This window comes from Paraburkholderia sp. J12, assembly GCF_905220215.1.
In the GTDB taxonomy this organism is placed as follows: Bacteria; Pseudomonadota; Gammaproteobacteria; order Burkholderiales; family Burkholderiaceae; genus Paraburkholderia.
In genome coordinates this window covers 1-14,188 of sequence record NZ_CAJMZC010000028.1, presented here as the reverse complement: position 1 = coordinate 14,188, position 14,188 = coordinate 1, and the positions used below count along the sequence as shown (strand labels likewise).

General features: G+C 65.6%; 13 protein-coding genes. 3 read left to right on the top strand and 10 right to left on the bottom strand.

Features of this window, described 5'->3' with window-relative positions:
• Positions 1-56: 56 nt before the first annotated feature.
• Entirely contained in the window at positions 57-3,668 is a 3,612-nt protein-coding gene (locus U5760_RS30805) for an indolepyruvate ferredoxin oxidoreductase family protein (RefSeq protein ID WP_322016085.1), read from the bottom strand.
• A 401-nt stretch (positions 3,669-4,069) separates the two neighbouring features.
• On the opposite strand from U5760_RS30805, the gene U5760_RS30800 reads away from it, so the two are divergent.
• On the top strand, positions 4,070-4,270 hold the full coding sequence (locus U5760_RS30800; RefSeq protein ID WP_322016084.1) for a hypothetical protein: 201 nt from the start codon (positions 4,070-4,072) through the stop codon (positions 4,268-4,270).
• A gap of 149 nt (positions 4,271-4,419) precedes the next feature.
• Here U5760_RS30800 and hppD read toward each other — a convergent pair whose 3' ends face one another.
• Positions 4,420-5,517, bottom strand: a complete 1,098-nt coding sequence (gene hppD / locus U5760_RS30795; protein ID WP_322016083.1) for a 4-hydroxyphenylpyruvate dioxygenase — start codon at positions 5,515-5,517, stop codon at positions 4,420-4,422.
• A gap of 138 nt (positions 5,518-5,655) precedes the next feature.
• On the opposite strand from hppD, the gene U5760_RS30790 reads away from it, so the two are divergent.
• The gene (locus U5760_RS30790; protein WP_028229563.1) at positions 5,656-6,150 is read left to right on the top strand and encodes an Lrp/AsnC family transcriptional regulator; all 495 of its coding nucleotides are present in this window, start codon (positions 5,656-5,658) and stop codon (positions 6,148-6,150) included.
• 120 nt (positions 6,151-6,270) lie between these two features.
• Here the strand turns inward: U5760_RS30790 and U5760_RS30785 are convergent, their stop codons facing one another.
• The 8 genes from U5760_RS30785 to paaA all read right to left on the bottom strand — a co-directional run bounded on the left by U5760_RS30785 (position 6,271) and on the right by paaA (position 12,635).
• Entirely contained in the window at positions 6,271-6,936 is a 666-nt protein-coding gene (locus U5760_RS30785) for a GNAT family protein (RefSeq protein ID WP_322016082.1), read from the bottom strand.
• Positions 6,937-7,190: 254 nt separating this feature from the next.
• Positions 7,191-7,793 carry a TetR/AcrR family transcriptional regulator gene (locus tag U5760_RS30780; protein WP_322016081.1) on the bottom strand — a complete coding sequence of 201 codons (603 nt, stop codon included), beginning with the start codon at positions 7,791-7,793 and terminating at the stop codon, positions 7,191-7,193.
• 11 nt (positions 7,794-7,804) lie between these two features.
• Positions 7,805-8,617 carry a DUF1835 domain-containing protein gene (locus tag U5760_RS30775; RefSeq protein WP_322016080.1) on the bottom strand — a complete coding sequence of 271 codons (813 nt, stop codon included), beginning with the start codon at positions 8,615-8,617 and terminating at the stop codon, positions 7,805-7,807.
• A 194-nt stretch (positions 8,618-8,811) separates the two neighbouring features.
• Positions 8,812-9,900 (bottom strand): 1,2-phenylacetyl-CoA epoxidase subunit PaaE, encoded by a 1,089-nt coding sequence (paaE, locus tag U5760_RS30770; protein ID WP_322016079.1) that lies wholly within the window; start codon positions 9,898-9,900, stop codon positions 8,812-8,814.
• Position 9,901: 1 nt separating this feature from the next.
• Positions 9,902-10,447 carry a 1,2-phenylacetyl-CoA epoxidase subunit PaaD gene (gene paaD / locus U5760_RS30765; protein ID WP_322016078.1) on the bottom strand — a complete coding sequence of 182 codons (546 nt, stop codon included), beginning with the start codon at positions 10,445-10,447 and terminating at the stop codon, positions 9,902-9,904.
• 56 nt (positions 10,448-10,503) lie between these two features.
• Positions 10,504-11,310, bottom strand: a complete 807-nt coding sequence (gene paaC, locus U5760_RS30760; protein WP_322016077.1) for a 1,2-phenylacetyl-CoA epoxidase subunit PaaC — start codon at positions 11,308-11,310, stop codon at positions 10,504-10,506.
• Positions 11,311-11,321: 11 nt separating this feature from the next.
• Complete coding sequence (paaB, locus tag U5760_RS30755) at positions 11,322-11,606, bottom strand: 1,2-phenylacetyl-CoA epoxidase subunit PaaB (RefSeq protein WP_322016076.1); 285 nt, start codon at positions 11,604-11,606, stop codon at positions 11,322-11,324.
• Between the two features lie 30 nt (positions 11,607-11,636).
• Positions 11,637-12,635 (bottom strand): 1,2-phenylacetyl-CoA epoxidase subunit PaaA, encoded by a 999-nt coding sequence (paaA, locus tag U5760_RS30750; protein ID WP_322016075.1) that lies wholly within the window; start codon positions 12,633-12,635, stop codon positions 11,637-11,639.
• A gap of 267 nt (positions 12,636-12,902) precedes the next feature.
• On the opposite strand from paaA, the gene U5760_RS30745 reads away from it, so the two are divergent.
• Positions 12,903-14,168 (top strand): SGNH/GDSL hydrolase family protein, encoded by a 1,266-nt coding sequence (locus tag U5760_RS30745; protein ID WP_322016102.1) that lies wholly within the window; start codon positions 12,903-12,905, stop codon positions 14,166-14,168.
• The last annotated feature ends 20 nt before the right edge of the window (positions 14,169-14,188 follow it).

The window sequence follows — 14,188 nt, the reverse complement described above, 5'->3', positions numbered from 1 at the left end:
TGCTTTTGTCGGTCTAAGTGATGAGCTGGAAAGTCAGCTCAAAGCCAGCCGAAGCCTCAAGCCGCGTGACGTGACGCGCCGCCTTGCGGCGAGCGCCACTTGCCAAGCAGCGTAGCCCACTTCGCGCGCACGGCATTGAGGTTGTTCTCCTTCACGTGACCGTAACCGCGGATGCCGTCGGGCAGGTTCGCGAGTTCCACGGCGAGCCCGAGGTTCTCCGCGTTCACGCCGCCGGCCAGTTCGCGCACGAGCGCTTCGTACTCACCGATCACCGCACGCTCGTCGCGCCGTTCCTGGGTGCGGCCGAACGGATCGAACGCCGTGCCGCGCAGGAACTTGAGCTTCGCGAGCACGCGCATCGCGCTGAGCATGTGCGGGCCGTATTGCTTCTTCACCAGCTGGCCCTTGCCGTCGTGCTTGGCGAACGTCGGCGGCGCGAGGTGGAACTTCAGCTTCCAGTTGCCTTCGAAGGTTGCCTTGAGCTTTTCGAGGAACACCGGATCGGCGTAGAGTCGCGCCACTTCGTACTCGTCCTTGTACGCCATCAGCTTGTGCAGGTTCTTCGCCACGGCTTCGGTCAGCGCGAACTGGCCATCCGGACGATCGATCTTGCCTTCGGCCGTGCGCACGTCCGCCACCAGCGCGCGGTAGCGCGACGCGTAGGCGTCGTTCTGATACGCGGCGAGGTATTGGGCGCGCTTGTCGATCAGCGCGTCGAGCGCCTTGGGCGTATGCAGCGCGACGATCTTCGCGCCCGCGGCGTCGGTGTTCTGCCCGGCTTGCGGCTTCTTCACGAGCGCGTCCACGGCGGCGCGGTCGTGCGCGACGCGGCGGCCCCATTCGAACGCCGCGAGGTTCTTCTCCACCTGCACGGCATTGAGCTCGATCGCGCGCGTGAGCGACTCGTGCGTGAGCGGCAGCCAGCCCTTCTGCCAGGCATAGCCGAGCACGAACGGATTCGTGTAGATCGCGTCGCCGAGCAGCGCGAGTGCGTAGCGGTTGGCATCGACGGCGGCGACGTTGTCGGCGCCGGCCGCCGCGCGCACGTCGGCTTCGGTGTTCGAGCCCGGGAATTGCCAGCTCGGGTTCTTGATGAAGTCGGCGGTCGGCGTCGGGGCGACGTTGAGCACCACGTGCGTCTGGCCGCCCTGCATGCGCGAGACGCAGTCGTCGCCGGCGGTCACGATGGCGTCGCAGCCGATCACGAGCTTCGCTTCGCCCATGGCGATGCGGGTGGCGTGGATATCGGCGGGCTGGTTCGCGATCTGCACGTGGCTCATCACGGCGCCGCCCTTTTGCGCGAGGCCCGTCACGTCGAGCACGGTCACGCCCTTGTTCTCCAGGTGGCCGGCCATGCCGAGCAGCGCGCCGATCGTCACCACACCGGTGCCGCCCACGCCCGTCACCAGCACGCCGTAGGGGCGCGCGAGGTCGGGGAGGTCGGGCGTCGGCACGGCCGGCATCGTGTTGCTGCCTGCGCTTTCTGCCTTCGGCTTGCGCAGCTGGCCGCCTTCCACAGTGACGAAGCTCGGGCAGAAGCCCTTCACGCACGAGAAGTCCTTGTTGCAGGTGGACTGGTTGATCTGGCGCTTCGTGCCGTATTCGGTGTCGAGCGGTTCGACCGAAAGGCAGTTCGATTGCACCGAGCAGTCGCCGCAGCCCTCGCAGACGGCCTCGTTGATGACCACACGCTTCGCCGGATCCGGATACGCGCCGCGCTTGCGGCGGCGGCGCTTTTCCGTGGCGCAGGTCTGGTCGTAGATCAGGATCGTCGTGCCGGGAATCTCGCGCAACTCGCGCTGCATCTCGTCGAGCTGGTCGCGGTGATGGATCGTCACGCCTGGTGCGAGCGACGTCACGGGACCGCCCGCCGCACCGTCATATTTCTCGGGCTCGTCGGTGACGATCACGATCTTCGCGGCGCCTTCGGCGGCGACCTGATGCGTGATCTGCGGAATCGTGAGCACGCCGTCCACGGGCTGGCCGCCCGTCATGGCGACCGCGTCGTTATAGAGGATCTTGTAGGTGATGTTCGCCTTCGAGGCGATGGCCGCGCGGATCGCGAGCAGCCCCGAATGGAAGTAGGTGCCGTCGCCCAGGTTCGCGAACACGTGCTTGTCGTTCGTGAACGGCGCCTGACCGACCCACGCCACGCCTTCGCCGCCCATCTGGCTGAAGGTGCTGGTGCTGCGGTCCATCCACACGGTCATGTAGTGGCAGCCGATACCGGCCATCGCGCGCGAGCCTTCCGGCACGTTCGTCGAGGTGTTGTGCGGGCAGCCCGAGCAGAACCACGGCTTGCGTTCCACCTGCACGCGCGGCCTGGCGAGCGCCTTTTCCTTCGCCTCGATCACGGCGATGCGCGCGGCGATGCGCGCGCGCACGTCGGAGGGCAGGTCGAACTTGTCGAGCCGCGTGGCGATGGCCTTCGCGATGATCGCGGGCGAGAGTTCGTAGTGGGCCGGCAGGAGCCAGTTGCCCATCGGCACGGACCATTCGCCGCCGGCGCCGTCCTTCTCGTCGAACTTGCCGTACACGCGCGGACGCTGCGCATCGGGCCAGTTGTACAGCTCTTCCTTGATCGCGTATTCGAGGATCTGGCGCTTTTCCTCGACCACGAGGATTTCCTGGAGGCCGCGCGCGAACGCGTGCGCGCCCTGGGCTTCGAGCGGCCACACGCAGCCGACCTTGTAGAGGCGGATGCCGATGCGCGAGCAGGTTTCATCGTCGAGGCCGAGGTCGGTGAGCGCCTGGCGCACGTCGAGGTAGGCCTTGCCGCCCGTCATGATGCCGAAGCGCGCGTGCGGCGAATCGATCTCGACGCGGTCGAGCTTGTTGGCGCGCACATAGGCGAGGCCCGCGTACCACTTGTAGTCGAGCAGACGCGCTTCCTGCACGAGCGGCGGATCCGGCCAGCGGATGTTCAGGCCGCCTTCGGGCAGCAGGAAATCCTCCGGCAGGACGATCTGGGTGCGATGCGGGTCGATCTCGACCGACGCCGACGATTCGACCACGTCGGTCACGCACTTCATGGCGACCCAGAGGCCCGAGTAGCGGCTCATGGCCCAGCCGTGCAGGCCGAAGTCCAGATATTCCTGCACGTTCGAGGGGAACAGCACGGGCAGGCCGCAGGCCTTGAAGATGTGTTCCGACTGGTGCGCGAGCGTGGACGACTTGGCCGCGTGGTCGTCGCCGGCGAGCACGAGCACGCCGCCGTGACGCGAGGAGCCGGCCGAGTTGCCGTGCTTGAACACGTCGCCGCAGCGGTCCACGCCGGGGCCCTTGCCGTACCACATGGAAAACACGCCGTCGTGCTTCGCCGACGGGTACAGGTTCACCTGCTGCGAGCCCCACACGGCCGTGGCCGCGAGGTCTTCGTTCACACCAGGCTGAAAAACGATCTGATGGGCGGCGAGATGCTTCTTCGCCTTCCAGAGCGACTGATCGAGACCGCCGAGCGGCGAGCCGCGATAGCCGGAGATGAACCCCGCAGTATTGAGACCCGCTGCCTTGTCGCGTTCCTGCTGCAGCATCGGCAGGCGGACCAGCGCCTGGATGCCGCTCATGTACGCGCGGCCGCGGTCGAGGGTGTATTTGTCGTCGAGCGTGACGGAAGCTAGCGCGGCTTCGAGCGAAGCACGCTGACCAGCGTCTAGCGGGGCATTCATTGTTTGTACTCCTCCATCCACCATAGTCTTGGGATCACCAGAACCTTCAGTGCCTCGGCATCTTGTGGATGCTCTGGCCCGGGGCGCCATATTGGCGTGTTTTTAGTGATGGTAGCACTGGGGCAAACCCGCCGCCCGGCGTCGGAAAGAGCCGTTGTGTCAGGCAGGCCTCGCTTGCGGCAGCGTGTCTCGCGCCAAACCGGCCGGTGCTGTGTAACAGTGGATGTGTCTGAATGCTGCGTGGCGTAACAGCATGTAAAAACTACACAAATCCGGAACCCAACTTGATATTTCTGTCTAATTCCCCACCTGTGCAAACCGCGCAGCGCCCCTGGCAGGAAAAAAGGGGACTACTGCAAGGGGTACTACCGCAACAGGCAGTCTGAAAAAAGGAGTCCAGCATGAACCATCGACATATCCAGACCTTCCTGACGGTCTCGGCCGCGTTCTTCGCCATGAGCGCGCCGCTGCATTCGAATGCGAGCAGCAACGGCTCGGCGAATGCGCTTGCCCGTACTGCGTCGCGTATTGCGCCATATACGCAGTGCGCGAAGGCCGATGTCGGCGCGACCGGGACCACCCGGACCGAGCGCCAGTCCTGATGATTTCCGCGATGCTGCGTTGATCCGCGCGGCATTCTATTCACCGTGGGCCGCCGCCGGGTGTGCGAAGGCGGTCCCAGAAAGACAAAAGGGCGAAGATCGCGTGATCTTCGCCCTTTTTTCATGGTCGCACGGCCAGGAGACCGGTATCAGGCCTTGTCCTGCACCACGCCGCGGCGGATCTGGTCGAGCTCGATCGACTCGAACAGCGCCTTGAAGTTACCCTCGCCGAAGCCCTGGTTGCCCTTGCGCTGGATGATCTCGAAGAAGATCGGCCCGATCTGGTTTTCCGTAAAGATCTGCAGCAGCAGGTCTTCGGGCGCGCCGTCGATCAGGATCTTGCGCTTCCTGAGTTCGTCGAGCGGCTCCGTATGGCCGGGAATGCGGCGGTTCACGAGTTCGTAGTACGTGTCGATCGTATCGAGCAGCGCGATTTCGGACTTGCGCAGGCCATCCACCGTTGCGTAGATATCGTTCGTGCCGAGCGCGATGTGCTGAATGCCCTCGCCGTGATAGGCGTCGAGGTACTCCTGGATCTGGCCGGCCGTCTCGCCGCCTTCCTCGTTGATCGGAATGCGGATCTTGCCGCACGGCGAGGTCATCGCCTTCGACTTCACGCCCGTCACCTTGCCTTCGATGTCGAAGTAGCGGATCTCGCGGAAGTTGAAGAGGCGCTCGTAGAACTCCGCCCACTCGTTCATGCGGCCGCGGTGGACGTTGTGCGTCAGGTGATCGATATAGGTGAGGCCGTGGCCCGCCGGGTTCTGGGCGGCGCCTGCGATCGGCTCGAAATCGACGTCGTAGATGCTGATGTCGCCGATGCTGCCGGGCGCCGCGCCGTTCTTGCCGCGCCAGCGGTCCACGAAATAGATCAGCGAGTCGCCGATCCCCTTGATGGCCGGAATGTTCAGCTCCATCGGACCGGTCTTGTTGTCGAAGCCCCAGGCGCCGCGCTCGAGCGCGTGCTGGTAGGCCTTCGCAGCGTCCTGCACGCGAAAGGCGATTGCGCAGATCGACGGACCGTGCAGGCGCGCGAAGCGCTGAGCGAACGAATCGGGTTCACCGTTGACGATGAAGTTGATGTCGCCCTGGCGGTACAGCGTGACGTCCTTGTGGCGATGGCGGGCGATGGCGGTGAAGCCCATGCGCTCGAACAGCTTGCCGAGCGCCTTGGGGTCCGGCGCGGTGTACTCGATGAACTCGAAGCCGTCGGTGCCGACGGGGTTATCCCAGGTGGGGACCTGCATGGTTGTCTCCTCGACGCGAATCATGGATTTCGTGCAGCGAGTGTAGTCCGCCAATTCGGGTGAAAACTTGCGATGTGGGTCGTCGCGGGAAGGCGATGCGCTATAAAATGCCTGGAATACGTTATTGGGCGGCAGAAAATGGCGGACATCGAACTGGACGCAATCGACCGGCGGATCCTGGCCATCCTTCAGGAGAATGGCCGGCTCTCGAATCAGGAGATCGCGGAGCGCGTGAATCTCTCGCCCAGCCCGTGTCTGCGGCGTATCCGGCGGCTGGAGGAGATCGGCGTGATTCGCGGCTACGTGGCGCTGCTCGACGCGCAGAAGCTGGGTCTCGACCTGCTCGCCTACGTGAGCGTGCGGCTGGAAAAGCGCGGACCGACGGCGGCGGGCCGCGACGGCGTCACCCACGCGGAGCTCTTTCGGGCGGCGGTGCAGACCTGGCCGGAGGTCGTGGTCTGCCACGCCATGACCGGCGATATGGATTTTTTGCTGCGCGTGCAGGTGGAGGACATGGCGCACTTCTCGCGCTTCGTGCAGGACCAGCTGCTGCACCATCCTTCCGTGATCGACGTGAAGTCGAGCTTTTCGCTCCAGACGTTCAAGGAGACGACGGCGCTGCCGATTCGATAGTCGCTTCGGGCGGTTCGCTGCACCGACTATAGACGTACATGCGGACGTAAAAAAAAGCGGCCGGAGCCGCTTTTTTTCATCAACCGCTCAACCGCGTCAGTCGACGCGGCGAGGCAGGATTCACGCCGCGATGGCTTGCGGGAGGATCGACTCGATCAGCTTCGATGCCTGGCGTGCCTGACGCTTGAGCGCGTAGTCGAACATGGCGGCCTGCTCCTGGAGCATTTCGGCAATGATGCTGCTCTGGTCGGCCGGTTCGAGCGACAGATACGCGTCGGCTTCGCCGTAGGCATATTCGATCTTCATGCCCGACTTCTTCGCGATGTGCATCATCGTGGCGTTGCGCGAGAGGCAGTGCATATAGAGCGTCGTGACGTGCGTATTGCGGCTGCGGATGGCCGCGCGCTCGAACAGCTTCGAGCCGGCACCCTGGCCGCGCGCGCTTTCCAGCACCGAAACGCCGAACTCGGCGGTGCGGCCGTTGCCGTCTGCCGGCAGGTAGGCCAGATGGCCCACGCCGACCAGTTGCAGCTGATGGTCGAACACGCCGAACACGGTGTCGCGGGTGAAGTCCATCGAGCGGACGTAGTTTTCGATCACGTGGTCCGGCGCGGCCTGGCCGAAGCGCAGCAGGCGGTCTTCCGGATCGAGCGACAGAAAGTGACGCACGAGCTTTTCGCGGTCGGCCGAGGTGAGCACGCGCACCATGACGGGCGAACGACCGGACACGGCCGTGCGGCCGGACGACAGGATCGGCTCGGCGGCTTGGGTCGAAAGCTTGTTCATGGTGGGTTCTCCTTAAAATTCAGGCGGCATGATGCGCCGCAAAACGAATTCTAGCGAAAACCCTGGTACGGGGCTAGGGAAAACCCGTATTTTTGATTCGAGTGTTGCGCCTAATTAAAAGGCGAAAATTCGTAAGCTGCTGATTTTTATAAGTTAAATTTTAGGGTCAGCATAATGGGCTGGACTGTTGCGGATGAGCATCATGCTGCGTCGCATCAAGATATTCATCCAAGGTGCGACGTACTGCGGTCGGGTCAGTCCCCTTGTAACCCGTGATCCATCACGCCGATCACCTGCTCGGCAAAGTCGCGGTAGCCCATGCGGCCACCCGGCTTCAGCCAGGTGAAGGTCCAGTTGATCATGCCGAACAGCATCATGGTCAGCGCCGTCTGGTTTTCCGCCGTGACGCGCCCAGGGTAGGCGCGCGCGAGCTGGCGCGTGAAGGCCGCCACCACGTCGCGCTGGCGGTTCAGGACGATTTCGCGCTGTGCGTCCACGAGATATTTCACGTCGTTGAGGAGCGCCACGTGGCGGCTGTGCGACGTCTCGTATTCGGCGAGAAATGCGCGGATCAGCTCGGCGAAGGCTTCCCGCTCGTCGAGGCCGCGTCGCTGGCTCGTCCCTTCCACCTCCGCGATGATCAGCATCAGCCGCTTCGTGTAGCGGTCGAGCAGATCGAAGAGGATGGCCTCCTTGCTCTCGTAATAGTGATAGAGGCGCGCCTTCGAGGTGCCGCTCGCCGCGGCGAGATCGGACATCGACGTGCTCGGATAGCTCGTCTGCGCGAATTTTGCGGCGGCGAGTTCGAGGATCTGGTCGCGTTGGGTCTCGTGGTCGGGCGCTCGGGTACGGGCCATTTTTTTATGGGTTAGCGAGAAAAGGTGAGGGGTGCTGCCGTGCGCGGCGCGGCCGGTCGTGCGGCTGCGCGGTGGGTGGGTTCGGGGGCGGCGGGCGCGGCGTGCATATCGTCGCGCAGTTGCAGTTCGCCGGCTGCGGCCAGTTCGCGCAGGCGCCACAGCACGACCGGTTCGGTCACTGCGGCACCGGCGCCCGCGCATGGCAGGGCGCTCGCGATCGCCTCGGGCGCGAGCCCGGGCCGGCGTGCGGCGCTCAGGATATCGAGGATCAGCAGATCCAGATCGGCCCAGGTGCCGCTCGTGAACGTGTTGTCGCGCCAGCGGCGCGTCTCGCCGTTGGCGAACTTGGCCTCCTGCCATTCGAGCGCGAGCCGCGTGATGCGCAGCACCGAAATCGGCGCGGCGTCGGGCAGGCGGCTCTGCAGGTGGGCGACGGCGGCTTCGCCCGCCAGGTCGCCCGGCAGGAGGCGCACTTCGTTCAGCCGCTGCGGCGCGGTGCGCAGCCGGTAGCAGATGCGGCGCAGCGTCAGCTGGTCGGCCGCCGTGTTCGTGTGCCAGATCACGACGTGGGCGTCGTCGGCTTCGAGGGCGTCGAGCGCGGCGCAGTCGTCGGCCGTGAGCGTCTCGGGCAGGCCGCCGATGCGCTGCCAGAAGGCCGCGCGCTGGGCGGCGGCGGGGTCGGCGGCTTCGTCGATGTCGCGCAGCGGGCCGACCGTCAGGTCGTCGAGGAGAGCGATTACGCGGTCGGCGCGGCCGTCCGCTTCGAGTGCCAGGCGCAGCGCGGCCGCTGCCGGCTCGCCGTGGGTGAGGTGAATCGTGGTCATCGACTGCTCATCGCATCCGGTGGAGTGCCTGAACGAAAAAACGCGAACCAGGGCAAACAAGGGCAAAAAAAGGGCCGCCCGCCTGCCGGCGCATTGCCGGTTGCGGGCGGCCCCTAGTGTAAGCGGATCGCCTGAGGGCTGAAAGCGCGCTGTTGCGCGCCGGCCGTTATGCGGGATATCTGCGCGGGCGGATCCTAGCGCTCGTCGAAGCTCACCACGACACGCTCGCTCACCGGATGGCACTGGCAGGTCAGCACGAAGCCGTCCTTCACTTCCTGCTCTTCGAGCGTGTAGTTCTTGTCCATCTTCACTTCGCCTTCGATCACCTTCGCGCGGCAGGTGCAGCACACGCCGCCCTTGCACGCGTAGGGCAGCGCGAGGCCGGCGCGCAGGCCCACGTCGAGCAGGCTCACGCCCTCGTAGGGCAGGCGCAGCTTGCGCTTCTTGCCGTCGATGACGATCTCGAGGTCGGCGGCCGGCGTGCTTTCGGTGATCTCGATTGCCGCTACGCCCGCCTGCGGCAGCGGCGAGCCGAAGCGCTCGACGTGCACGCTCGGCTGCGGCACCCCCGCGTCCTTGAGCGCGGCTTCGGCCGCGTCCATCATCGGCGCCGGGCCGCAGATGAACGCTTCGTCGATCTCGTCGGCCGGCAGCAAGGTTTGCAGGAATTCGGCGCACTTGGCCTGATCGAGCACGCCGTTGAACAGCTCGACGTCCTGGATATCGTCCGAGAGCACGTGGTAGAGGCGGAAGCGGTCCATGAACCGGTTCTTCAGGTCTTCGAGCTCTTCGGCGAACATGATCTGATCGACGCTGCGGTTGCCGTACACCAGCGTGAATGCGCTGCGCGGCTCCGTTTCGAGCGTGGTCTTGACGATCGCGAGCACCGGCGTGATGCCCGAGCCGCCCGAGAACGCCACGTAATGCTTGCCGTGTTCGGCGTTCAGGTGCGTGAAGAAGCGGCCGTCGGGCGTCATCACCTCGATTTCGTGGCCGGGCTTGAGCGAGTCGAACGCGAAGTTCGAAAAACGCCCGCCGCGCACGCGCTTGATGCCGATGCGCAGTTCGCCGTCGCGGTCGTAGTCGGTCACGCCCACGCAGATCGAGTAGGAGCGGCGCGTTTCCTCGCCGTCGATATGGGTCTTGAGCGTGACGAACTGCCCTTGCGTGAAGCGATAGGCGTCGCGAAGCTCGGGCGGGACTTCGAAAGCGACGGAGACCGCGTCCGCGGTTTCGGGCCGCACTTCGCGGACGCGCAGCGAATGGAATTGCGGAGTGGCCATATCAGTACGGTTTGAAGTAGTCGAAGGGTTCGCGGCAATCGAGGCAGCGGTAGAGGGCTTTGCACGCGGTCGAGCCGAATTGCGCGAGGCGCTCGGTGTGCTGCGAGCCGCAGCGCGGGCAGGCGGGCGCGGGCAGTGGCTTCGCTGCGGACCTCGGCATGAAGGTGATGGGCTGCTCGCCGGCGCCTGGCGCGCCCGAGCCGCATTGGCCGGTGGGCGGTGCGATGCCGTAGGCGCGCAGTTTTTCGCGGGCCGCGTCGGTGATCCAGTCCGTGGTCCAGGAGGGCGACAGGGTGGTCGCGATGCGATACGGCGCGAGCTCGGCGGTGTCGAGCGCGTGTGCGACATCCTCCGCGATCTGCGACATCGCGGGGCAGCCCGAATAAGTGGGCGTGATCACCACTTCGAGCTGGCCGTCCGCCGCGCGGCGCACGTCGCGCAGAATGCCGAGTTCGCGGATCGATACGACCGGAATCTCCGGATCGGGTACCGATTCCAGCACTGCCCAGGCGCGCTCGAGCGCGTGATCTGCCGTCGTCGCTTGCATCGTGACTTCCCTTTTTGCTGCTTGAGCCCGCATTGAGTCCGAACTTGCGTGCCGGCTCACCAGCGCGCGTCGGGGTGCTGGCGGGCGAGACTCTGCATCTCGGCGAGCACAAAGCCCATATGTTCCGAGTGCTCGCCCAGCTTGCCGGTCGTGACGTGCTTCACCGGCGCCGGGACCGTGAGCGTCGCCTCTTCGAGCGCGGCTTCCACGTCGGCGCGCCACGCGGCTTCGAGCTGCGCGGCGAGCGGCGCGATGCCGGCCTCGGCCACGGCGGCTTCCACGGCGTCGGTGCTGAAGAATTCGCGCGTATAGGGCATCAGCCAGTCGAGCGCGGCCTGCGCGCGGCGATGCGATTCCCCGGTGCCGTCGCCAAAGCGGATCAGCCACTCGCGTGCGTGATGCACGTGGTAGCGCGTTTCCTTGACCGAGCGCTCGGCGATGGCGGCCAGTTGCGGATCGGCGGAGCGCAGCAGGGCCGTCCACAGGTGCGCCATCAGCGAGGCGTAGAGGAAGTTGCGCACGATCGTCACGGCGTAGTCGTTGGCCGAATGCGTCGTGCCGGCGAGCGGGCCGAAGTGCGGCAGCTCGGCGAGCGTGTAGTTCGCGAACTCGCGCTCGGCGCGGAAGTAGGCGTAGTCGTCCTCGGTGCGCTCGCGGCCGGTCAGCGCCTTGTCGAGCGTGGCGGCGTGCGTGTAGAGCAGGCGCGCCTGGCCGATCAGGTCGAGGCTCATGTTGGCGAGCGCGATGTCTTCTTCGAGGATCGGGCCGTGGCCGCACCATTCCGTGTTGCGCTGACCGAGGATCAGCGCCGTATCGGCGAGGCGCAGCACATAGGCGAGATGTCCGGGCGTAGGCGTTGTCATGTCGGGCGCTCTTACATGTGGTTGACTTCGTCGGGCAGCGTGTAGAACGTGGGGTGGCGATAGATCTTGTCGCCGGCCGGATCGAAGAGCTCGGCCTTTTCGCCCGGATTCGAGGCCGTGATCGCCGACGACGGCACCACCCAGATACTCACGCCTTCCTGGCGGCGCGTGTAGACGTCGCGCGCCATGCGCAGCGCCATCGAGGCGTCGGCGGCGTGCAGGCTGCCGCAGTGCTTGTGATCGAGGCCCTGCTTGCTGCGCACGAACACTTCCCAGATCGGCCATTCCTTGTTCATTTCGGATCTCCTTCCTGATTCCTGTATGAGTTACGCGGCGTGTTTTTCGGCGCGCTGACGCTGCTTTTCGGCGTGGGCGAGCGCGGCTTCGCGCACCCAGGCGCCTTCCTCGTGCGCCTTCACGCGCGTGCCGAGGCGCTCGCGATTGCACGGGCCGTCGCCGTTCACGACGCGCCAGAATTCTTCCCAGTCGATCGTGCCGTAGTCGTAGTGGCCGCGCGCCTCGTTCCATTTGAGATCCGGGTCGGGCAGCGTCACGCCCAGCACCTTGGCCTGCTCGACGGTTGCATCGACGAACTTCTGGCGCAGGTCGTCGTTCGAGATGCGCTTGATGCCCCATCTGGCCGACTGGTTGCTGTGGACCGAATCGGCATCGCTCGGGCCGAACATCATCAGCACCGGCCACCACCAGCGGTTTACGGCCTGCTGGACGAGTTCGCGCTGGGCTTCGGTGCCGGCCATCATCGCGAGCAGGGCATCGAAGCCCTGGCGCTGGTGAAACGACTCTTCCTTGCAGATGCGGATCATGGCGCGCGCGTACGGGCCATAGGTGCAGCGGCACAGCGGAATCTGGTTCATGATCGCGGCGCCGTCCACGAGCCAGCCGATCACGCCGACGTCCGCCCAGGTGGGCGTCGGGTAGTTGAAGATGCTTGAGTACTTGGCACGGCCGGCGTGCAGGGCATCGACCAGCTGATCGCGCGAGACGCCGAGCGTTTCCGCCGCGCTATAGAGGTAGAGCCCGTGGCCGGCTTCGTCCTGCACCTTGGCGAGCAGGATCGCCTTGCGCTTCAGGCTGGGGGCGCGCGAGATCCAGTTGCCTTCCGGCAGCATGCCCACCACTTCCGAGTGCGCGTGCTGGGAAATCTGGCGCACGAGCGTCTTGCGATAGGCTTCGGGCATCCAGTCCTGGGGCTCGATCTTGCCGTCTGCGGCCATCACGGCATCGAACCGGGCCTGCTCCGGCGACGCGGCATCTGCATCGAGCGGGGCGACGTTGCCGGGGATGTCGAGGGATTGCGTGTACATGGCGGACGCTCTCTTCGGGATTGGGTATGGTGCGCAGTATAAACCAACCGACCGGTCGGTAAATGAATTTTTTGCGGTGGGGTAAAAAAGAGGGGATCGGCACGCCGCGCTCATTGAGTTTTAGCGAATCGGGCGCGAATCGCCAGTGGCGTGTTCCCGATTGTCCGGCAGTCGTGGATTTTTCTTTTGTCAGCGGGTTGGAAGGCCGATGCCGCTTGGCGTCGGGCACAATGGACGTTTTGTTTTTCCACGTACTCCCGGATGAAGATGGTTCTCCCCCTCGCTGTCTCCCGTATCGCGGCAGGCGCCGCGTTTTTCGCATCGCTGGCCGTCGCCGCGCCGTCGTTTGCCGACCAGCCCTCGGCCTCGTGGGTGACGAGCTGGGCGACGGCTCTGCAGTCGATTCCGCAACTCGAAGCACCTCCCCCGCTGTATCGGGCGCCGGCCGTGGCGGGCCGCACGGTTCGGCAGATCGTCTATCCGACCCTGGGCGGGCAGGTTGCCCGTATCCATGTCAGTAACGAGTATGGGCGTACGCCGCTCGTCATCGAGACGATGGGCATCGCGCCTTCGTCGGGCGGTGCGGCGGCAAGCGATGCGGGGGCCGCGCGGGTGACCTTCGGCGGCCGGCCTGGCGTGACGGTGCCGCCTGGCGGGGCTGTGGAGAGCGATCCGGTGCGCGTCGAATTGCGTGCGGGGTCGGCCTACGCGATCAGCTCCTATATGGGGGCTGGGCAAACGATGGTGGCGTGGCACCGGGTGGCGAACCAGGTGAATTACGTGTCGCGGCCGGGCGATCATGTGGCCGATGCTTCGGGTGCCACCTTCGAGCAGCGCTTCACCCAGTACGTTTGGGTAACGGGGCTGGCGGTGGAGGCGCCGGGGGCGGCAACCGTCGCGGCGATCGGCGACTCGATCACGGATGGCATGCGCTCATCGCTGAACCAGAACCGCCGCTGGCCCGACGCGCTGGCCCGGCGACTCGCGCGGGAGCAACGCACGGGGCTGGCGGTGATCGACCTGGGGGTCAGCGGCAACCGGCTGCTGAGCGATTCGCCTTGCTACGGCGAGGCGCTGGAGCGTCGTTTCGAGCGCGACGCGCTGGCGCACCCGGGCGTGAAGACCGCGGTGCTGCTCATCGGCATCAACGACATCAACTTCCAGGCCATGCCGGCGCGGGCCGGGCTCGACTGCGATGCGCCGCATACGCGGGTGAACGCGGACGATCTCATTGCAGGGTACAAGCGGGTGATCGCGCAGGCGCATGCGCGCAGCGTGCGCATCGTCGGAGCGACGTTGACGCCGGCTTCGCTGCCGCCCGAGCGTGAAGCGATTCGCGAGTCGGTGAATAAATGGATCCGGACCAGCCACGCATTTGACGATGTTGCCGATTTCGACGCGGCACTGCGCGATCCGGCCGATCCGGTGCGTCTGCGCCGCGAATACGACAGTGGCGATCACATTCACCCGAGCGACGCAGGTTATGCGGCGATGGCCGAGGCGATTCCGCTGGGTGCGCTGGCTGGCCGGTGATGTGAATTTTTTTCGCTACT

Bases quoted from the DNA above. Each gene is read 5' to 3' on its own strand.
- U5760_RS30805 (WP_322016085.1), bottom strand. From the start codon at position 3,668: ATGAATGCCCCGCTAGACGCTGGTCAGCGTGCTTCGCTCGAAGCCGCG.
- U5760_RS30800 (WP_322016084.1), top strand. From the start codon at position 4,070: ATGAACCATCGACATATCCAGACCTTCCTGACGGTCTCGGCCGCGTTC.
- hppD (WP_322016083.1), bottom strand. From the start codon at position 5,517: ATGCAGGTCCCCACCTGGGATAACCCCGTCGGCACCGACGGCTTCGAG.
- U5760_RS30790 (WP_028229563.1), top strand. From the start codon at position 5,656: ATGGCGGACATCGAACTGGACGCAATCGACCGGCGGATCCTGGCCATC.
- U5760_RS30785 (WP_322016082.1), bottom strand. From the start codon at position 6,936: ATGAACAAGCTTTCGACCCAAGCCGCCGAGCCGATCCTGTCGTCCGGC.
- U5760_RS30780 (WP_322016081.1), bottom strand. From the start codon at position 7,793: ATGGCCCGTACCCGAGCGCCCGACCACGAGACCCAACGCGACCAGATC.
- U5760_RS30775 (WP_322016080.1), bottom strand. From the start codon at position 8,617: ATGACCACGATTCACCTCACCCACGGCGAGCCGGCAGCGGCCGCGCTG.
- paaE (WP_322016079.1), bottom strand. From the start codon at position 9,900: ATGGCCACTCCGCAATTCCATTCGCTGCGCGTCCGCGAAGTGCGGCCC.
- paaD (WP_322016078.1), bottom strand. From the start codon at position 10,447: ATGCAAGCGACGACGGCAGATCACGCGCTCGAGCGCGCCTGGGCAGTG.
- paaC (WP_322016077.1), bottom strand. From the start codon at position 11,310: ATGACAACGCCTACGCCCGGACATCTCGCCTATGTGCTGCGCCTCGCC.
- paaB (WP_322016076.1), bottom strand. From the start codon at position 11,606: ATGAACAAGGAATGGCCGATCTGGGAAGTGTTCGTGCGCAGCAAGCAG.
- paaA (WP_322016075.1), bottom strand. From the start codon at position 12,635: ATGTACACGCAATCCCTCGACATCCCCGGCAACGTCGCCCCGCTCGAT.
- U5760_RS30745 (WP_322016102.1), top strand. From the start codon at position 12,903: ATGGTTCTCCCCCTCGCTGTCTCCCGTATCGCGGCAGGCGCCGCGTTT.